Origin of the sequence: Citrobacter sp. CK194, assembly GCF_030333395.1 — a bacterium.
GTDB classification, from domain to species: domain Bacteria; phylum Pseudomonadota; class Gammaproteobacteria; order Enterobacterales; family Enterobacteriaceae; genus Citrobacter_B; species Citrobacter_B koseri.
Window position 1 is genome coordinate 88,280 of sequence record NZ_JAOWGA010000013.1, and the last position, 19,478, is coordinate 107,757.

Annotated in this window: 21 protein-coding genes; 9 read left to right on the top strand and 12 right to left on the bottom strand. The window is 49.4% G+C overall.

From position 1 onward, the window contains the following. Window positions 1-105 precede the first annotated feature (105 nt). Window positions 106-684, bottom strand: a complete 579-nt coding sequence (locus tag OGX80_RS03205) for a fimbrial protein (protein ID WP_142757161.1) — start codon at window positions 682-684, stop codon at window positions 106-108. A 773-nt stretch (window positions 685-1,457) separates the two neighbouring features. After that, window positions 1,458-1,841, bottom strand: a complete 384-nt coding sequence (locus OGX80_RS03210) for a nuclear transport factor 2 family protein (RefSeq protein ID WP_232103868.1) — start codon at window positions 1,839-1,841, stop codon at window positions 1,458-1,460. 106 nt (window positions 1,842-1,947) lie between these two features. On the opposite strand from OGX80_RS03210, the gene OGX80_RS03215 reads away from it, so the two are divergent. Continuing rightward, window positions 1,948-2,703: an AraC family transcriptional regulator gene (locus OGX80_RS03215; protein WP_115181949.1), complete on the top strand. Its 756-nt coding sequence runs from the start codon at window positions 1,948-1,950 to the stop codon at window positions 2,701-2,703. Window positions 2,704-2,779: 76 nt separating this feature from the next. Here the strand turns inward: OGX80_RS03215 and OGX80_RS03220 are convergent, their stop codons facing one another. After that, window positions 2,780-2,971, bottom strand: a complete 192-nt coding sequence (locus OGX80_RS03220) for a hypothetical protein (RefSeq protein ID WP_115181948.1) — start codon at window positions 2,969-2,971, stop codon at window positions 2,780-2,782. Window positions 2,972-3,394: 423 nt separating this feature from the next. On the opposite strand from OGX80_RS03220, the gene cueP reads away from it, so the two are divergent. Further along, window positions 3,395-3,943, top strand: a complete 549-nt coding sequence (cueP, locus tag OGX80_RS03225; RefSeq protein WP_115181947.1) for a copper-binding periplasmic metallochaperone CueP — start codon at window positions 3,395-3,397, stop codon at window positions 3,941-3,943. Window positions 3,944-4,058: 115 nt separating this feature from the next. Here the strand turns inward: cueP and OGX80_RS03230 are convergent, their stop codons facing one another. Further along, window positions 4,059-4,589: a hypothetical protein gene (locus tag OGX80_RS03230; protein WP_012133729.1), complete on the bottom strand. Its 531-nt coding sequence runs from the start codon at window positions 4,587-4,589 to the stop codon at window positions 4,059-4,061. A 311-nt stretch (window positions 4,590-4,900) separates the two neighbouring features. Here OGX80_RS03230 and OGX80_RS03235 point away from each other — a divergent pair, with 311 nt between their 5' ends. Beyond that, window positions 4,901-5,245 (top strand): anti-adapter protein IraM, encoded by a 345-nt coding sequence (locus OGX80_RS03235; protein WP_115181946.1) that lies wholly within the window; start codon window positions 4,901-4,903, stop codon window positions 5,243-5,245. Between the two features lie 232 nt (window positions 5,246-5,477). Then, window positions 5,478-6,938, top strand: a complete 1,461-nt coding sequence (locus OGX80_RS03240; protein WP_175479754.1) for an EAL domain-containing protein — start codon at window positions 5,478-5,480, stop codon at window positions 6,936-6,938. A 126-nt stretch (window positions 6,939-7,064) separates the two neighbouring features. Here OGX80_RS03240 and OGX80_RS03245 read toward each other — a convergent pair whose 3' ends face one another. Continuing rightward, window positions 7,065-7,322 carry a hypothetical protein gene (locus OGX80_RS03245; protein ID WP_024130634.1) on the bottom strand — a complete coding sequence of 86 codons (258 nt, stop codon included), beginning with the start codon at window positions 7,320-7,322 and terminating at the stop codon, window positions 7,065-7,067. A gap of 168 nt (window positions 7,323-7,490) precedes the next feature. Between OGX80_RS03245 and OGX80_RS03250 the strand changes: the two genes are divergently transcribed. Continuing rightward, the gene (locus OGX80_RS03250) at window positions 7,491-8,480 is read left to right on the top strand and encodes a lysozyme inhibitor LprI family protein (protein ID WP_012133726.1); all 990 of its coding nucleotides are present in this window, start codon (window positions 7,491-7,493) and stop codon (window positions 8,478-8,480) included. Window positions 8,481-8,540: 60 nt separating this feature from the next. Here OGX80_RS03250 and OGX80_RS03255 read toward each other — a convergent pair whose 3' ends face one another. The 7 genes from OGX80_RS03255 to OGX80_RS03285 are packed head-to-tail and all read right to left on the bottom strand — an operon-like array spanning window position 8,541 to window position 14,836. After that, window positions 8,541-10,637: a flagellar biosynthesis protein FlhA gene (locus tag OGX80_RS03255; protein WP_047458653.1), complete on the bottom strand. Its 2,097-nt coding sequence runs from the start codon at window positions 10,635-10,637 to the stop codon at window positions 8,541-8,543. Further along, complete coding sequence (gene flhB / locus OGX80_RS03260; RefSeq protein ID WP_115181945.1) at window positions 10,624-11,757, bottom strand: flagellar biosynthesis protein FlhB; 1,134 nt, start codon at window positions 11,755-11,757, stop codon at window positions 10,624-10,626. The genes OGX80_RS03255 and flhB overlap by 14 nt, the downstream gene beginning before the upstream one ends. After that, window positions 11,757-12,530 carry a flagellar biosynthetic protein FliR gene (gene fliR / locus OGX80_RS03265; RefSeq protein WP_012133723.1) on the bottom strand — a complete coding sequence of 258 codons (774 nt, stop codon included), beginning with the start codon at window positions 12,528-12,530 and terminating at the stop codon, window positions 11,757-11,759. Before fliR ends, flhB begins: the two co-directional genes overlap by 1 nt. A 6-nt stretch (window positions 12,531-12,536) precedes the next feature. Beyond that, the gene (gene fliQ / locus OGX80_RS03270) at window positions 12,537-12,809 is read right to left on the bottom strand and encodes a flagellar biosynthesis protein FliQ (RefSeq protein WP_012133722.1); all 273 of its coding nucleotides are present in this window, start codon (window positions 12,807-12,809) and stop codon (window positions 12,537-12,539) included. Window positions 12,810-12,811: 2 nt separating this feature from the next. Beyond that, window positions 12,812-13,564, bottom strand: coding sequence for a flagellar type III secretion system pore protein FliP (gene fliP / locus OGX80_RS03275; protein WP_047458650.1), 753 nt, complete (start codon window positions 13,562-13,564; stop codon window positions 12,812-12,814). Then, window positions 13,561-13,959: a flagellar motor switch protein FliN gene (gene fliN, locus OGX80_RS03280; protein WP_012133720.1), complete on the bottom strand. Its 399-nt coding sequence runs from the start codon at window positions 13,957-13,959 to the stop codon at window positions 13,561-13,563. Before fliN ends, fliP begins: the two co-directional genes overlap by 4 nt. Then, window positions 13,952-14,836, bottom strand: a complete 885-nt coding sequence (locus OGX80_RS03285) for a FliM/FliN family flagellar motor switch protein (protein ID WP_047458648.1) — start codon at window positions 14,834-14,836, stop codon at window positions 13,952-13,954. The genes fliN and OGX80_RS03285 overlap by 8 nt, the downstream gene beginning before the upstream one ends. A 510-nt stretch (window positions 14,837-15,346) precedes the next feature. Here OGX80_RS03285 and OGX80_RS03290 point away from each other — a divergent pair. Genes OGX80_RS03290 through OGX80_RS03305 form a run of 4 tightly spaced genes read left to right on the top strand, consistent with a single transcriptional unit; the run spans window position 15,347 to window position 19,477 of the window. Then, on the top strand, window positions 15,347-16,378 hold the full coding sequence (locus OGX80_RS03290) for a sigma-54 interaction domain-containing protein (protein ID WP_101743927.1): 1,032 nt from the start codon (window positions 15,347-15,349) through the stop codon (window positions 16,376-16,378). A 19-nt stretch (window positions 16,379-16,397) separates the two neighbouring features. Continuing rightward, window positions 16,398-16,766: a flagellar hook-basal body complex protein FliE gene (fliE, locus tag OGX80_RS03295; RefSeq protein WP_115181944.1), complete on the top strand. Its 369-nt coding sequence runs from the start codon at window positions 16,398-16,400 to the stop codon at window positions 16,764-16,766. A gap of 10 nt (window positions 16,767-16,776) precedes the next feature. After that, on the top strand, window positions 16,777-18,468 hold the full coding sequence (fliF, locus tag OGX80_RS03300) for a flagellar basal-body MS-ring/collar protein FliF (protein ID WP_115181943.1): 1,692 nt from the start codon (window positions 16,777-16,779) through the stop codon (window positions 18,466-18,468). Then, window positions 18,440-19,477 (top strand): flagellar motor switch protein FliG, encoded by a 1,038-nt coding sequence (locus OGX80_RS03305; RefSeq protein ID WP_012133715.1) that lies wholly within the window; start codon window positions 18,440-18,442, stop codon window positions 19,475-19,477. Before fliF ends, OGX80_RS03305 begins: the two co-directional genes overlap by 29 nt. Window position 19,478: the final 1 nt, after the last annotated feature.

The following is a 19,478-nucleotide window of genomic DNA, read 5'->3' on the forward strand; positions in this document are numbered from 1 at the left end:
CAGGTATAAGAATACCTCACCAGAAGGTGAAAATAATTCGCGAATACAATAAGTCAATAATGACGGATCAGGCTCTTTATTTATATGAGTAAATTAACCCGTTGCTTATAAATACGCGACGGTATAAGTCAGCATGGTGTTAACGGTACCGGTATCGGCAGCGTCTGAACCGACTTTATAGTAGTTCGCATACAGATCGACAGTGGCGCTATCACCTTCAACATTCGTATCAAGGTTAGTATGCAGGTTCAGCGGCGTCTGGCTATTGGCCAGCGTGCTGAGTGCGATACCCACGTTTTTCTTCGTGCCGTCGGTTCTCAACTGTGTGTTGTTCAGATACAGACCATCGTTAGAAATACTGTCTGAACTCAGGATCAGATTCAGGGTATTTTTATTTCCCGCGCCATCGTCCTGCCCCAGGGAAGCAGAAGTACAGCCGGTAAATTCCAGAGTAAATTGTTTACGGTTTTTCTGGATCAGACCTGCGGTAGATGCATCGCTAACGGCGATGGGATCTAATGGAATCGTCAGGTCAGCAGAGTTTCCGCCGTTAATTGTACAGGTTGTATCAGTAACCTGGCCGGTAAAGGTGATAGTACCGCCAGAAGCCTCGGTTGCAGCGCTGACATTAAAGGCTGCGAAGGATGACGCGATAACAAAAGAAGAGATAGCGAGCTTTTTCATTGATATTAACTCCAGTATGTTTGCTCCCGTCCTGGGGACGAACATTTCATGTCACAAAACCGTCCTGGTCTTGCTGTCTACATCCGTAAAATCCCTGAAAACGGAAAAATGGAGCCTGCATCATTATTTCCATCAGGTTAGGTGATGATCCTAATTGATGTAACACAATCTTAAAATATCAGTTTAAGAATTTACTTAAATTAAGTGTATAAGTCTGCTGTTTTGGTTTTTTTTCTTGTTTATCAGCATATGGCACTGATCGTGTAACTGAGATGTAACTTTAAATTTTAAAATTCTTATAAAACGAAAGGCAAAATGGAAAAAATCTGATGCTTACATTCAGTAATATTGATTTACACAATCAGGTAACGACAAAAAAAGAGAATATTTTGCTCGCTAATGTTATATTTATAAATAAATATAGTTAAATGTTCTTTATTTGTTTTGTTTTTGTTTCATTGTTCGGGGTGAATTATTTTAATTAATAAGATTTATTAAAATGAAAGTGGGTGAAGAGGATGAGCAAAAGGGATAAAAACGCCCTGGCATGCAATATAAAATGGCGTTTTAATAAAAAGTAGAGAAGAGGGGGATTGCTGCTTATTCTTGCAGGTACGCACTGACGCTAACTAAATAGCGCAATGGCAGGGGAGCAGAGTGTACGGCTTTGCCATATGGGGACTGTTATATACCGTAAACTCCGTATTTTTATAGGCGGGGCTGCGTTCTGTCGTTGCATTCCGGCCTTTATCTGTCCCTTAATTCGCTCCCGATCACCGCAGACTTCCCAGCATTTTATCTTCTTCGGCGCCGCTGATTAACCGGGTTAATTCCTGACAGGCAGCAATACGGCCATTTTCTAATGTGAAACAGGCAAAGACTTCGGTTTGTGCCTGTTCGCCGTTCGTTTTGATGACGGTCACCAGGTGATGGGTCAGAACGTGATTGCCCTGCTGAGCGATGGCCAGAATGTTCACCTTCATGGTACGAGTAACCTGTTTTAATTTTGCCATGTGCGTGACGAAGTTATCGTAATCAAGGTCGATGCCATTTACCGTCTGGCGATAATCGGGCGTGAAAAATAATTCGATAGTGTGTTCATCGTGCCCAGGTCGGGAAATAACGGCATCAAGCGCCTGAGCAACGCGTTGCATCATATTTTCCAATGTTCTCTTCCTCATCGTGATTGCGTACAGGGAAGATTACCCTCAGACTGAAGCGGCAAAGTAACCGTAGTAAGACAATAAATACGTTAAATCGGCCATGATGATAGAAAGCATTCAACCTTTACATCACTCCTCTAAGCATATGACTCAGTGGCACCATCACCCTGGCGGGCAGTTGTACTGGATCACGCGTGGCATGGTGATGGTCGAAACGGAACAAGGGCAGTGGGCGTTGACGCCCGGTTCGGTAGGGTGGATTCCGCCGTCGTTACCCCATTGCGCGTGGATGCCGGTGAGTGCATATGGCGCCAGTCTGCACTTCAGCGCGGAATTTTGCGGGGTCTTTCCCTCCTCACCGTGCGTTCGGGCAGCGTCGCCTTTTTTACTGCTGTTGCTTGAGAAAATTTGTGGGGAGGGAACCATCGGAGAGCCTTCAGAGCGGCTGGCCCACCTGTTGCAGGTTATGGTCGATGAGATTCGCTATGCTGATGTGCTCTCTTCACAATTGATCCTTCCCGACGACAGAAGGGTCAGACAGATTGCGCAAAAAATACTGGCCGACAGGGCCTGTACGCGGAGTCAGGCAGAGCTGGCGAAACAGGCCGGGCTGAGCGTCAGGACGTTGAGCCGCCTTTTTATACAGCAGACGGGATTAACATTCGGTCAGTGGAAGCAAAAAGCGAAAGTCATTTTGTCGCTGGAATATTTACTGCGCGGAGAGTCTGTCAGCCTTGTCGCGCAATTAGCGGGTTATGAGAATGTGAGTGCATTTATTGCCGTGTTCAGGCGTTTTATGGGAATGACGCCAGGGCAGTTCTATCTGCGTTTCGGTCATGGTACGAATGTGGTTTAAAAAAAGGTCGCATAAATAGAGTCACTTATGCGACAAGGCACACGGAGTCAGACATCCCTGCCTGTATAATAGAATCTTATGATTTGTTCTTCGTTTTCTCCAGAATGACGCCTTCCAGAAAAATAATTCTGTTTTCCAGCAGATTAATATAATCCTTCATCAGGACATTTTCTTGTCGCAACGTTTTAAAGACATTAATTTTTAAGTTAAGGTCGTAGTCTATTTTATTTCTTCCTGTTTTTTTTATGTTTAACAGTTCCCTTTTCATAAATATTCCTTATGCTTATAAGGTTATGCCTTTATTTCTTATTGCTCATATTTATGCTGTGTAATTATCTTGTCAAGATTATTATTTTTTCTCATTGGATTTAAGATGCAAGGACAATGTACCGGAGAGAATAAATGAGACTCTGGACTCAGGCGTGTTCTGTTTACATTGATGTATTACGCTTTTATCAGTGTTGACATGTTATCAGTTAGTTGTTTATATAACATATATTTTACAGGGAAAAGTTCATAATTGTGATATGGTCACTTGAACTCTTTTTTATTGGATTGCATGTCTTTCATTTTTTTGCTTATTTAGCACGCTCATACAGATCTTTTCTAAACTTTACCTGATGTGCGCCTGTCTTCTTCTTCCTGAAAAGACGTATAATTGTGAAACACAATTCGTACAAGGATAATAATTATGCCGAAAATCATTCAGTCTTTATTATTATTTATTGCACTAAGTAATATCTCAATGGCATCGACGCAGGAAACGGCGTTTTTGGCTGAACGCGGGCTGGCGGGAAAATCGGTTGAGCAAATGGTGGATGCTATCGATCAAAACCCTCAGGCTCGTCCTTTACCGTATACCGCTTCTGTGACCAGCACGGATCTGAAACTGTCGGCGAATGGCGAAACGTACACCTTTCCGCTGGGTGAGAAATTTTATCTCTCGCTGGCGCCTTATGAATATCAAACCCATCCCTGTTTTAACCACAGTCTTTCAGGTTGCCAGGGAGAAATGCCGGACACCTGGTTTGATGTGAACGTGACAGATCGGAACGGTACGGTGTTGATACATAAGAAAATGAAAAGTTATCAGAATGGCTTTATCGGGTTATGGCTGCCGCGTCACACTGAGGGGATGATTGAAATCAGTCATGAGGGGAAAAAAGCGGCTTATTCGTTTAAAACCGCGAATGACAGTCAGACTTGCCTGACCGACCTGCAATTACGCGCTGCCTCGTAAAGAGATAAACAGCCTGAAGAGATGACTGACGATGTGCTGCATTCTTCGCCAGTCTCTATCTTCAGGGCGATTCCCTTGCCGGTGACTTAGCCCCGCATCGGGTGCGAATAACGTATTATGTAATGGTGACTTCTTTTCGGATTTTGTTTTGAAATTCCGTAGACAGCGATTTAAATTGCGCTCGCTTTTCTGTCAGTGTGGTAATGACTTTATTGCTGCTGGTACATCTGCCGTAGATAAAGTCAAAATAGATAGAGCAGTTTGAAACTTTACACAGCGTATTATAATCATCCTGTAGATGCGGAAAGTAAATAGATATTAATGCTTTTATTTTGGAGTAAAGTTTGCTGTCGCCGCTTATTGTCGGTTGTGTTATCGGCGTTTCTGTGGCGCTTTTACTCTTCACTTTTGTAATGAAAAACTCAATGGTAGATATTCGATACGTATGCCATTCGATTTCCATTGCTAACAGCTCCTCATATTTTTGCAGAATTTTATTATTCTGATCCTCTTTCCTTTTGAGTTCCAGCCCATCCATTATTTTTTGTTCTATTTTAGCTTCGGCTTTCAGAATGAGTATCCATCCTCCAGACAGTGCCAGGATGCAGCCAATTATGATTAAGGAGATAATAAATATTATGTCCATACATCAGACTCCTTCATTTGTTATTTTGCTCAAATTGCCTGAGTACCATTGCGACACAATCCGGCCTGTACTTAAATCTTATGTTGTATGATTGCTATAAATTCTGTTGATATTTTAAAAAATAGATGCAGAGTTAGCTGATATGTTTCATTAAGTCAAATCAGATCGCCTTGTCAATGTGTAAATAAAGTATTTGTTTTCTGTTCAAGCGTAAGGTTTTTGATTTTTCTTATTTCTGTTAGACATGAGGCAGAGTATTAGTAATTCTCTTAGGGCGTTAATGGACGAACATACAACAAAAGGAGTTTGTTATGGAGTGGAGCGTCGAAAATAACCTGGTGTGCCCGACAACGGGAACCGCCTTTGCGCTGACCAGCGGAGCGGAAAATCTTAAGTTCATTCTGTGGTATAAGGGCGATTATTTTTTACGCACAGGTTCCATTATCTCCCCGGAGGATTCAGGCGTCCTGGCGAACGGGAAAAAAAGAAACATCAAAATCCTGCACGTTTTCCCCTACAGCAATGCGTTATGGGCCTCTTTTCATAACCGAATTGATTGCCCGGGAAATGGCGTTGTTACCATCAATCACTGTGCGCGACAGCAGCGGTGCGTATTCACGCTTTGTCCGTATGGCGCGAGGACTGTCACCGGATAAAATAATTTATGGCGTGACTATTCTGGCATCGCAGAACGTCGTCGTTACATGCAAATTGGGTATCCATCCTTTTTATTGCTGTCATTTAAGACGGGCCGGTTTTGTGTCGCCTGAATACAGAGTGCCCTGAGTAGAAAAGAAGCGACCTGATATGTCTTTAAGGTTTATAACAAAATCAGATAAAAGAATCCTTACAGCTTCTGTCTTTCTGTTTTTTCTGGTATTTGCCAGCGTGCTGTGGCTGGAGTTAACGAGCGTACAGCAAAGTAAGCAGGCGCTGCTGCAATCTGAGGTCAAAAGTCTGGCTTTTGTCGTCGATAAAGTATTAGGCGATGCCCGACTGGCGATTGCGCAGGCGCAACCGTTACTGGGTCAGCCCTGTAATACGACACTGGAAAAAAAGCTCAATATTATCCCCACACGCTACCCGCATCTTCAGTCGCTTAACTTTACGCAGGGCAATACGATTTATTGTTCCTCGCTACTCTACAACAAAGGGTACACCCTGAGTCCTGCTCTCTCTTTACAGCAGGGCATAAGGGTTGATCGGGTGATCACCTCTCCGCATGATTTCATCATGATGCTTTATGTTTCTTATCCGGCGGGAAGAATATTTGCGGCTTCTGATGTGCGCATTATTGTTGAGCGCATCAAAAATATGGCGTTCAGCGATCGTATTGTTTTACGCATGAACGATAAAATTTTAACCGCCTCTGGCGTTAAACCGGGGAGTTTGCAGGAGTCGCATTTTTCACACTATATAAAAGCGGAAAGTAATAACAAACTTTATACGATTGCCTGGCGAAAAACCGAACTGGGGGATGCGTTGGTCGTGATCGCCCACTCATGGCGCTATATTGCGATGATTATCGCCAGCGCGCTCGTATCATCCATATTGCTCTGGTTACTGTTATCGCATCGGGCATCATTACCTCATCACCTTGCGGTAGCCATCAGAAGAAATGAAATCCAGCCTTACTACCAGCCGATTGTATGCGCCAAAACAAACCGCGTGATTGGCGCGGAAGTTCTGGCCCGCTGGCAACATTGTGAAGCGGGTTCTGTTTCTCCCGATATCTTTATCCCGGTGGCAGAACGTGCCGGGTTGATTGCCGACCTGACGAAAGGATTACTGGATCTGGTGGTCATCGATATTCAACGCTCGGTCACGGTATTTAAACCGGGTTTTAAATTTAACCTGAACATCAGCCATGCTCATCTGGTGAAGGACTCTTTTTATTCATTCATCGGAACGTATTCAGGTGTGTTTCGCGAACAGAACCTGCAACTTGTTTTTGAAATCACCGAGCGTGGAGAGATCGAAGTGAATGATGATATCTCCAATAAAATTGATTATATGAAGATTCATAATGTCGGGCTGTCGCTGGATGACTTTGGCACGGGATTTTCTAACCTGTCTTATATCACTGACCTGCGGCCAGAGAATATTAAAATAGGTCGCATGTTTATTAATCTGATTTCGGAAGGGAAAAATACGCCGCTTGTTGATTGTGTGGTCGAGATGGCACAAAGAATGCGTATTCAAACGACTGCGGAAGGGGTGGAGCATAAGTACCAGGTTGATTATCTTCGATCTAAAAATGTTGATTTCTTCCAGGGCTATTTCTTCTCCCGGCCACTTTCATTCGCGAATTTTATCCGCTTTATCAGAGGTTATCAGGTTGTCACGTAACATACTGATTATAGGAATTATATCCTGAAGGACTCTGCGCGGGGGAGGGGGCGTGATATGAACGATAAGCTATCTCAAGTGCGTGACAGATTACCGCTCATAATAATTATGCTGTATAGCGATGATTCAGACTGGCGTCTCTTTACCTAAATCATACTGAATTAACTGCCATTGCACGGGCGAGCCCTGATAATAAGGCATCATTTCCCCTTTTTTTAGGTTCACTACAGCCGATACCGCGGTGCTGGACAATTGCCAGTAGCCGCTTTGTGGACTGGCCTGCCCGCTGTTACGCGTGATGCCGAGAGGTTTGCGACTGGCATCGTTTTGTGACGAACCTGAGGAGAGTGTCGAAAGCATGTAATTACTACTGTCTATCTTCATAACCTAACAATCCATGAGGAACACATATTGTTATCAAGCGACATTTACCGGCAACAACTTAAATCAGGGAGGTGATTATTCATAATGTGAATAAAATCTTGTGACTTATTGCAAATAAAACATAATTTAGCCAAAATAAGCCCCTGTATTGGTTAAAGATTATTCATAATGATTGGTCGCCTGATTAACTGTCTGATACTCCTTGTGTCATTCTCCGCTGCCAGCGCTTATGCGGTTAACTGTCAGCGTGCTTCTATGCCTTTAGAAAACACCATTTGTAACAACGACAATCTTCATTGGCTGGACAGCACAATGACGGTTATCTATCACACGATGTTGGTCAGAAACCCTTCTCAACAGGTTCACAAGAAGTACCAGGAATGGGAAAAGTCGCTACAGGCGTGTACCTCCGACAGCTGCATTGAGCGCGCCTACTATCAGGGCATCAGTTCTATTTCAGACGTTGCCCCGGATTTTGACTGGGAAGGGCTGTGGTGGAACACCAGTGTGTCCAATTTAAGTGGCGGAATGATCCAGTTCAGCCGGAGCGCGGAATGGTCAGTCACGACGGATATTCGCGTCTGGTCGGGATTGAATAAAGATGAGTTTACGGCCGAAGCCCGAAAACTGTACGGCATGGCGCTGGTCGAACGTATTGCCGATACCAGTAATTGCAAACTGCTGTTTATCCCCCGTAAAAGCGGCGCGCTTCAGGTCTACAGCAACGCGGACTGGGGATGCCGGATTTCGATGCCGACGGGGGCATTTATTGATGGGCGCTATCTGCGCTCGGATCACGATCCCCGCCCGAAGGCGACGCTGTACTCGCTGGGAATTTTCTCCGACCCCAAAATGGATGAGCGCTTCCGCGCGCTGGTGGGGGATGATTACCAGAAGTTTGTGGATACCGCCAACGTTTACATTTATCAGGATGATATAGATAACATCGGCGCAACGGTCGTCTCTATGTGGGTGCGTGGCGCGGCGAACAACCATACGGCCATTATTATGTACACGCAAAGCAATATCTGGGCGGCGAGGGTAGAACGCGACAGCGCCGGAAAAATGCAGTTGTACTACTTCAGCACCAGAGGTAACGATATCAAGAAAATGCCGCGTACGCTCGCTGGCTGGAAACTGCGTTACCTGGATCAATAAAACCTGTCGTTATGGGAAAGGAGATCGTCATCGCGATCTCCTTTGTCGATCTCCTGCCGGTTATGCCAGCGTCCCTACGACGTTCAGATCCGCGTCATCCGGTACTTCATTATAAGAAAGAATATGCAGCCCGCTGGCGAACAGTCGGCCATAGCGGGAGATCACCGGACGTAGCTGCGGCGTTACCAGCAGCAGCGGCGGCAGCCCTTTCGCCTTCATCTGCTCGTAAATCATCGGCATTGTCGTCTGCAACTGGGTCAGAATGTTCGGATCGACAGGGAAGCTATCCAGCGCCACTTTTCCGGCCTGCTGCGCCTGGTTGAGCGCGCCCAGCAGCATATTCTCCAGCTGGCTGTCGATGGTGTAGGCCGCGAGTTGTTGACGATCGCCGTTAATGGTGTGAACGATGGCGCGGCGCAGAGCATAGCGCACGTCGGAGGTCAGCAGAACGGGATCTTTCGTCACGGTGACGCTTTCCAGCAATGTGGACGCGATGGTGACGATATCCTTCAGTGAAATCTGCTCCAGCAATAACTGGCGATAAATGCGCAGCAGCAGACTGTAGCTAAACGCGGCATTTAAATCCTCCGCCAGCTTTGGTGCCTGGAGCGCCAGGCGCGCATGCAGGTGGGTAATATCGTCATAGTTAAACAGATCTGGCAGATGTTCGCGGGCGACCTTGTTGACGTGCGTCGCCACCACGCTCGCGCAGTCAACCACCTGATAACCAAGATTCAGCGCTTTCGCCTTTTGTTCCGGGTCGATCCAGACAATTGCCATGCCGTAAGCGGGGTCGGTATCCAGTATGCCGTTGATCTCCCCGTACAATTCAGTGCCGGGAATCGCCATCAGTTTTTCAGCCTGGACTTCGCCGATCGCGGTACGAATGCCGTTGATATGAATCGCGTATTGCGCCGGTTTCAGGCGGAAGTTTTCCCGGATGCGGATCTCCGGCAGCAGTACGCCGCAGTGCTCGGAAATGACCTGGCGAACGCCGCGTATACGTTGTGACAACGGACTGCCCTTCGACTCATCCACCAGCGTGACCAGTTTATAGCCGAGATTCAGGCCAATGGGCTCCACCAATGGAATGCTTTCCCAGGAAACGCCTGGCGTCGCATCCGGCGCGATGGCTTCGGTGATGGCCTCCATATCCGTCTCTTCCTGGGCGGGCTGCACCGCTTTGCTCTGCCGCCAGGCGGCAAACAGCAGCAGGGCGGTGAAGCTCAGGAAGGCAATGTGCGGCATTCCCGGCACAATCGCGAGAATAAACATCACGAAAGCGGCGGTATAGAGCACCTTCGGGCGAGAGAGAAGCTGGATTTTTATCTCATCGCTGACGTCATTGCCTTCGCTGACGCGGGTCACGATAATCGCTGCGGCAGTCGCCAGCAGCAGCGACGGGATCTGGGCGACCAGACCGTCACCAATAGTCAGCAGTACGTACTGGCGGAACGCGTGGCTGGCATCGAGATCGTATTTAAAAATACCGATACAGATACCGCCGATCACGTTGATGATCAGCACCATGATCCCGGCGATGGCGTCACCGCGAACAAACTTCGACGCGCCGTCCATCGCACCGTAGAAGTCTGCTTCTTTCGATACTTCCTGTCGGCGGTTTCGGGCCTGCTGCTGGTTAATCAGACCCGCGTTCAGATCGGCGTCGATAGCCATCTGTTTGCCCGGCAACGCATCCAGGGTAAAGCGCGCGGAAACCTCGGAAATACGTTCCGCCCCTTTGGTGACCACCACGAAGTTGATGATCATCAGGATGATAAACACCACGAAACCGACGACGAAATCGCCGCCGATGACCACCTGACCAAAGGCTTCAATGACCTTACCCGCCGCGCCTTCGCCTTCATGACCGTGCAGCAACACCACGCGGGTAGAGGCGACGTTCAGCGTCAGACGCATTAACGTCGTGATCAGCAACAGCGTCGGGAAAATCGCAAAGTCCAGCGGACGCTGCATATTCACCGATACCAGCAGCACGATGACCGCCAGGACGATATTAAAGGTAAACAGAATATCCAGCATCAGCGGCGACAACGGCAAAATAACCATTGCCAGCACACAGAGAAGCAGAATAGGCACGCCGACTTGCCCCTGACGGAGCACGCTCAGCGCGTTGCGCAATTTACTGTTCGCCATTGGCTTTCAGTACCTCTTGAGGAATGTTGATTTGCCTGTTCAGGCGGGGCTTTTGTTCCACGTTGCCTTCGCGCCAGGATTTTAATTGCATGACGTAGGTCAGTACGTGGGCAATCGCGCGGAAAAGCTGCGTGGGAATCTGTTGGTTAACGCGGGTGGTGTAATAAACTGCCCGCGCCAGCGGCGGAAATTCCACCACCTCGATATTGTGATTAGCGCCCACTTCACGGATCCAGAGCGCAACATCGTCGATTCCTTTAGCAACGATGTAAGGGGCTTCGGCACGCTGTGGATCATATTTCAGCGCAACGGCGTAATGCGTCGGGTTGGTGATGATAACGTCTGCCGTTGGTACGGTTCGTGCGATTTGCCCCATCGCCATCTGACGCTGAAGCTGGCGGATGCGTCCTTTAATCTGTGGATTACCGTCATTGTTTTTATACTCTTCTTTCACTTCCTGTTTGGTCATGCGCATTTTTTTGGTGAACATGAACTTACTGAGCGGTACATCCAGCAGGGCGAAAATGACAATAACGGCGATGAAGTAGCTGAAGACGTGACGAAAAATGGCAAACCCTTGTCCGATCGCCTGACGAAGATAAAGCTGTTGCAGGTGCAGCAGAGCGTGCATGGAGTCATGAACCATCATGTACAACACGGTAAGAATAATGCCGCACTTGAGCAGCATCTTGCCGACTTCCGTGTAGTGGCTGGCGGAAAACATCCGCTTGACGCCGCTAATGGGGCTGAGCTTTTTAAAATCCGGCTTCAGTTTTGTGGGGGTAAAAATCCAGCCGCCAGGCACCAGGCTTGCCACTATGCAGCACAGCGGAATCGGAATCAGCGTTGCGATAAAGCGCAGTACAACCCAGACGTTCAGTAGCATAAACTGATTTAGCGCCGTGGGATCGTCGAGCCTGCCCGCCATTTCACCGACAGCGGCAAACGATTCACGGATTAACTGCTGGTAATAGGGCAGAAATGCGGCGAGGGTGAAAAACGACGCCAGCAGTCCCGCCGCCATCGTCAGATCTTTTGAGCGCGGGAGGTCGCCTTTTTCACGCGCTTTGCGCAGTTTTCCGGGGGTGGGTTTTTCGCTTTTGTCGCCGCTGGAGGACATTACGACACCCTTATGGCGTCGAGCTTCGCCAGTATTTCATTGGTGAGATTGAGATAGTGATCAGGAATGTTGGTCACCATCATCGAGATACAGAGCAACCCAAACAGCATACTGATCGGAAAACCCAGCGAGAAAAGGTTCAGCGTCGGTGAAACGCGGTTTAACAGGCCAAATCCGCCCTGCACAATCAGCATGACGAACGTCGTCGGCAGCGCGATAAGCGTCGCGGATGCCATAATCCAGCCCAGTCCCTGAACAATCAGCGTCAGCGTTGGCTGGTTAATCGCCTGACCAATAGGCCAGTAGCTAAAGCCTTTGAACAGAATCGTGACCAGCAGCAGGTGCCCATCCATGATGAAAAAGAGCAGTGCGCAGAAAACATAAATGATCTGCGAAATCACCGTAGTGGAGCTGCCGTTGACCGGGTCGTTCATCATCGCCATCCCCAGCCCCATGTTCATCGACAGAATATGCCCGGCGGTTTGCAGCGTGACAAAGACGAGCTGGAGCGCCATGCCGAACAGGAATCCCCACAGGAGCTGCTCGCCGATCAGCAAGACGGTGCGCATCGAAAGCAGTTCGCTGAGCACAACATTATTGGGCAGCATAGGGGTGATAATGATCGACAGCGCCAGCGCTGCGGCAATCTTAATGCGACGGGAAAAAGCCCGGTTGTCCAGCACGGGCGCGAACTGCAAAAACGCCAGGATGCGGAAAAAGGGCAGCACCAGAGCCATCAGCGGCGTGAACAGCGCCTGTATATCGATTCCCATCGCCGCTTAACCGACCAGCGCCGCCGCCTGGTGAAAGATCTGGATCGTAAAATCCACCAGTTGCGTCAGCATCCACTTACCGGCGAAGATCAGCACGCCCAGGGTGACGACCAGTCGCGGCAGAAAGCTCAGCGTCTGTTCGTTAATTTGCGTGGTGGCCTGAAAAATACTGACGCACAGCCCGACAATCAGGCTGGGAATAATGGCGACGGCGGAAATCAGCAGCACCAGATGGATGCCGGTCGCCATGATGTCGCCTGCCGTGTCCATGTTCATCATCGCTAAAGACCCTGAACGCTGGAGGCCAGCGTACCGACGATCAATGTCCAGCCATCGCACAGGACGAACAGCATCAGCTTAAAGGGCAGCGAGACGATCAGCGGCGAGAGCATCATCATCCCCATCGCCATCAGGATACTGGCGACAATCAGGTCGATCACCAGGAAGGGGATATAGATCATAAAGCCGATCTGGAAGGCGGTTTTCAGTTCGCTCAGCAGATAGGCCGGAGTCACGATCGTGAGATCCTGCTCGCGCGCATCGCCCTCGATCCCGGCGATGCTCATCATTTGCGCCATCGCTTTATTGTTCGTCTGGGCCAGCATGTAGTTCTTCAGCGGCACTTCCGCCTTCGCCAGCGCCTGTTTCAGCGTGATTTCATCTTTTTGAAAAGGGTCAATGGCGTCAGTATAAATCGTGGTCCAGACCGGGCGCATCACCAGCAATGTCAGCGCCAGCGCAATCCCGGTAAGAATTTTATTGGGTGGACTTTGTTGCAGCCCGAGCGCCTGGCGCAGAATCGCCAGAACGATAATGAAGCGGGTGAAACAGGTCATCATCAGCACCATGATCGGCAATAAGCCGAGCAGGGTCATCAGGATCAGGATCTCAATTTTAACGTTGTAATCCTGACCTGCGCCGTTGGCGGCGGTGCTAAAGAGGGTAATGTCGCCATTTGCAGCCAGTGCCGGTTGTGCGACAAGCAGACCCAGGAGCAGCAGAGCGATGCCGCTTCTGTTAAACAAGCGGTTCATCGCGTGAGCTCACCGAGTTCTTTGGCGTTGAATTCAATGATTCGCAGGCCGTATTTATCGTTGAGCACCACCACTTCTGCTTTACCAAACAGAATGCCGTTCACTTTAATGTCCAGCGGCTCGCCCGCCATCTTGTCCAGTTCGACCACCGAATCGCTGTTGACTGACATTAATTCAGCAAGCGAGATATTTACGGAAGCGACTTCCAGCGTCAGCGTCACGGGAATGCGGCTAAACAGCGCCATTTTACGGATATCCGTCATCGCGGTGTTGCGCGTTTCAGGCTGCAAATCCAGGCGGATATTCCCTTCGACGGTGTCTTCCTGCGTCATATCGCTAAGGTTCAGGTCATCCAGGTCAAGAGACTGGCTTAGCTCGTGTTGCAAATCACTCATATTGCTTCTCGGTTGTCTTATCATAGATATCGCACAAAAACAGCTTGCTACGATCTTCAACGATAGCAGCCTCAAAAATCTGTTCTTTGCCGATAAATACCGGTAAAGGTTCGTTAATGGCGATGGGGATGATATCCCCGGGTTTAATATCGGAAATCTGGGCGACGGTCAGGTTCAGGCTGGCCAGACGCCCGCTCAGTTTTAACGGCAGACTGTCGAACAACCGTTCTATCTGCGCAGGGCTCAGCGGCACGCTTTTCACGGCGCGGCTATCGGCCGCATCTGGCGAACGGAGTATCGCCAGCATCTGATCAACATGGTGGTGATCGAGCAGAATGGTAAAAGAGCCGTGATCGTACCCTTCGAGGGTAAAGGTAATGCACCAGGACCAGTGGCTAATGACCGTTGAATAATCGACCTTAATATCGAGATTTTCGCCAAAGGTTTCTTTGCAAATCACCAGTTGCGTGAGTTCCTGACCCAGTTTACTTCTCAGGCGCTCTTCTGTTTTTGTCACACGCAACGATTCATCTGGCGCAACATGGCTGCTGTCTTTACTTAAACCGTAATAATCATGAAGGATGTTCAGCAATAAGATGCGATCAATAACAAAGGCGACATTTCCGTAAGGCGTCGAAAAAACCTGCGCATTCTTATATTGCTGGTCGATTGCGAAGGTCATCGACTTCAACGCGGCATTAACACGGAGTTTCTTCAGAAAATAAATGCTCAGGCGTGCATCAAGTATGTCAAAACTGTCATTCATCAACTTGGGTAACTTGTGCCACGGCCGACCGAGTTTACTGGTGTCGAGCTTTACCAGAGAAGGTAAATCCTTTCTCTGATGAATTCTGACTCGCTGTGATGCAGGGTTCATGATTATTCCGGGTTACCAAAAGTTTAGATGAAAAATAACGCCACTTTTTGGTTGTTGTGTAGCGTGAACCGTAAAATTTCCTGGAGGTATTTGAGTTTTAAAAATTATGTGTCGCTCTTGAACAACACAGAAGAAACGTCGCTGTCGAAAACTCTCACACATTACGTCAGGATGTAGATTAGACAATCTTAACCCTGCTATTGCAAGCATCCAGGGGTTATTAATCCATTATTTCTCTAGGAATTTTCTCATTAATAACTTTTTTAATTTATTGATTTTTATAGATTAATATTTTAATACCCATTAAAAACAAGACAATTCCTATTCGCTACGTATACTGCCTTTACTTTATGAAAGTTGCCTGATTCATGAGTTAAAAAAACTGTTTATTTTTATTAACATCTTATAAAAACCCATTAACAAACTGGGTTTGTGATGTTTTTAAAAGATGCTTTGAATAATGGCTGAACAGCATATTTCTTATTTTGTTTTTTCTGTTGGTACACCTAAATGAGTATTATCATTGAATGCGAAGATCGTAATAGAAATGGCTTTATCGCCGTTTCTCCTGCCAGCGTTAGCGTAATGTCGTTAGCGCGTCGCGTTGCTAAGTATAATGTATCAGTACTGATTACGGGCGAAACGGGAACAGGGAAAGAGTGTATCGCCAAATACATTCACGAGAATGCCTGCGGCAGTGACGCCCCGTATGTCGGCGTTAACTGTGCAGCTATTCCAGAGAGTATGCTGGAAGCCATTTTATTTGGTTACGAGAAAGGCGCGTTTACCGGCGCTGTTGCGAGCGTTGCCGGTAAATTTGAGCAGGCTAATGGCGGCACGCTGCTGCTTGATGAGATTGGCGATATGCCGTTGGCGTTGCAGGCAAAATTACTGCGCGTATTGCAAGAGCAGGAAGTTGAACGTCTGGGAAGCCATAAGCGTATTCCGTTGGATATTCGCCTGATCGCTTCTACAAATAAAGATTTGCAGCAGGAAATTGCCGAAGGCCGTTTCCGCCAGGATCTTTTCTACCGTATTTCCGTCGTGCCTATTCATATTACGCCGCTGCGTGAACGCAGGCAGGACATCCTGCCGTTGGCCCAGCGTTTTATCACTAAATACCGCGCTTTTCATAAAGGCGATCTGCGTCTGAGCGATGAGGCGCGTACCGTCCTGCTCAGATACGACTGGCCGGGTAATGTCCGTGAACTGGAGAATGTGATTCAGCGCGGCATGATTTTGTGCAACGGCGAAGAGATTCACGCCGCCGACTTTGGCCTGGCCGTTCGCGCTTCCCAGCCTGAAGCGCCGGTTATCGAAATGATGCCTGCCTATCGCGAGCAGGAGACGGGCAACCCGTCGATCCGCGATGTCAAACTGCACGGACGGCTGGCGGAATACCAGTACATCATCGATCTGCTTAAACGCCATAAAGGCAACAAATCCAAAACCGCAGAGTTTTTAGGCATCACCCCACGCGCTCTACGTTATCGTCTCGCCTCCATGCGCGACGAGGGTATTGATATTGAATGTTATTCCTGAGGCCAGGAAGGATTGATGAATGGATAAGATTACTGCCGCAGGCATTAACACGACACACCAGGCGTTGCTGAACAGAATGCAGCAAACCGCTTCATTAGCGTCAGCCGGTTCGGTTGACGCCTCTTTAACTATCGCTCCCGCCAGCAACGCGTTTGGCGTCAGTGAACCGATTTCCTTTGCGGGCGCGCTGAATAACGCTATCGATAACGTCGATACGATTCAACACAGCGCAGGCGCAAAGCAAAAAGCGATTGATATGGGGCTGAGCGACGACTTAGCCGGTGCGATGATCGAAAGTCAGAAAGCCAGCGTGGCTTTTTCGGCCATGATGCAGGTGCGTAATAAGCTCACCACGGCACTGGACGAAGTAATGAATATTCCGCTCTAAGGTTTTAACCGTGCTTACTAAGATTAAAAGTCGTCTCCCTTCCGTGTCGGTGCCATCCGGTCTGAATAAGCCCCAGCTCATGGCGATTGTGGGCGGCGTGGTGCTGGCGGCCGCGATTATTCTGTCGCTGTGGAACCGCAATCAGGGTTATGTCGCGCTCTATGGTTCGCAGGAACATCTGCCGGTGTCACAGGTGGTGGACGTTCTGGGGGCAGAAAACATCGCTTACCGCATTAACCCGGACAATGGCCAGATTCTGGTGAGCGAAAGCAAACTGCCGCAGGCGCGAATGGCGCTGGCGGCAAAAGGCATCAGCGCGGCGACGCCCGATGGCTACGAATTGATGGACAAAGAAGAGATGCTCGGCAGCAGCCAGTTTATTCAGAATGTCCGTTACAAACGCAGCCTGGAAGGGGAACTGGCGAAGAGCATCATGGCGCTGGACCCCGTGGAAAACGCGCGCGTCCATCTTGGGCTTAACGAGTCCAGCTCCTTTGTATTGACCAACAAACCGACCAGCAGCGCATCGGTCATGGTGCAACTGCACTATGGCAGAAAACTGGATGAGCAGCAGGTCGCTTCTGTCATTCAACTGGTGGCCGGAAGCGTACCGGGTATGCAGCCTGGCGCGGTGCGGGTGGTCGATCAGAGCGGTAATTTGTTGTCTGACGGCATCGAAGGCCCGGATGGCGGCATGACGAGCAAGCGCATGGGCGATGACGTCATGCAGCGCATTCGCGAGGATACCACGAAAAATATCACCAGCCTGCTGACGTCGTTAGTGGGGCCGGGCAACTTCCGTATCAGTGTCGCGCCGACCGTAGATTTAAGCCGTGTGGAAGAGACTCAGGAACGGCTGGGTAAAGATCCGCGCGTCAGCGATGAACAACTGAGCCAGGAAAACACCACCAATGAAATGGCGTTTGGCATTCCCGGCTCGCTGAGTAACCGTCCGGTCAACCCGACGCCGCAGGCTCCCGCCAACCCGGCGGAGGGCAATCCGCCCACTGAAAACGCTGCAAACGCCGCGAATAACACCGACCCGCGCTCGCTTTCCAGCCGCAGTCAGGAACAGCGTAAGTACGCGTTTGATCGCGATATTCGCCATATCCGCCACCCGGGTTACAAGCTGGAAAAACTGAGTGTCGCGGTGGTGCTGAACCAGGCCGCTCCTGCGCTGGCGAAAATTACGCCGGAACAACTGACGTCGATGACGCGCCTGGTGGAAAGCGCGGCGGGTATCGAAAAAGCGCGCGGCGATGCCTTAACGCTGGATGTTCTGACCTTCACGGCCCCGGCAGACGATGTCATGCCAGACCTGAAATGGTGGCAAGACCCTTCCATGCAGTACTGGGGACAGAATGGCGGAATTGGGCTGCTGGCCTTGCTGACATTGCTGTTTGGCGTTCGCCCGCTGGTACAGCGCTTTGGACGTCGCGACCCGATCACTCTTGATGGCGAGGCGACGAAGAAAGAGCTGGAAGCGCCTGACAATGGGGTGGTGATGAACGATGACGAGTTCGCCAGCCTGTCGAAAGCGGCGTTCAACAATAATGAAGATCTGCTGCCGCCGCAAAGCTCCGGCCTGGAAGCCAAAGTGGAATTCCTCCAGCTGTTGGCCCAGAGCGAAACCGAGCGCGTAGCAGAAGTACTGAAACAATGGATCAACAGCAATGACCGAAGCAACAGTAAGCCGGAATGATAAAAACCACTCAGCCTCAGCCGGGCGCAGCCGTCTGGAGCAGGCGGCGATCCTGCTGATGAGCGTAGGCGAAGAGGCCGCCGCGCAGGTGATGCAGAAGCTGAACCGCGAAGAGGTTATGTTGTTGAGCGAAACGATGGCGCGTCTCCATGATGTGAAGGTGCATCAGGCGCGTCTGGCAATGAACAATTTTTTCTCTGATTACCGCGAACAAAGCGGGATCAACGGCGCCTCACGCACGTATCTGCGCAGCATTCTGGAAAAAGCGTTGGGCGGTGAGATTGCCCGCAGCGTGATCAACGGTATCTACGGCGATGAAATTCGCTACCGTATGGCACGCCTGCAATGGGTCGATATCCCACAGCTGGCGGCATTGATTGAGCAGGAACATCTCCAGCTCCAGGCCGTTTTTCTCGCCTTCCTGCCGCCGGATATTGCCGCCAGCGTGTTAAGCGTTCTGCCGCAAGAACGGCAGGATGAAATTATCTATCGCGTCGCGCGTCTGGACGACATCAACCGTGACGTTATCGACGAACTGGACAGACTGATCGATCGCGGCGTCGCGGTGCTTTCCGAGCATGGTTCAAAAGTGATTGGCCTCAAACATGCCGCCAACATCGTTAACCGTATCCCCAGCAATCAGCAACAGCTGCTGGATCAACTGCGCGAGCGCGACGAGAAAGTGGTCGAAGATCTGAAAGACGAGATGTACGAGTTCTACATTCTCAGTCGTCAGACGCCGGTGACGTTGCAGCGTCTGATGGATGAAATCCCGATCGAAGAGTGGGCGGTAGCCCTGAAAGGGACGGAGCCGGTTCTGCGTCAGGCCATCTTTAACGTGATGCCGAAACGCCAGGTCACGCTGCTGCAAAGCACCACGACCCGCCTGGGGCCAGTGCCGATTAGCCGTATAGAGCAGGTGCGCAAAGAGATCATGCAGGTTGTGCGCCAGCTGGCTGAAGAAGGTGAAATTCAGGTGCAACTGTTTGCCGAGCAGACGGTGGAGTAAA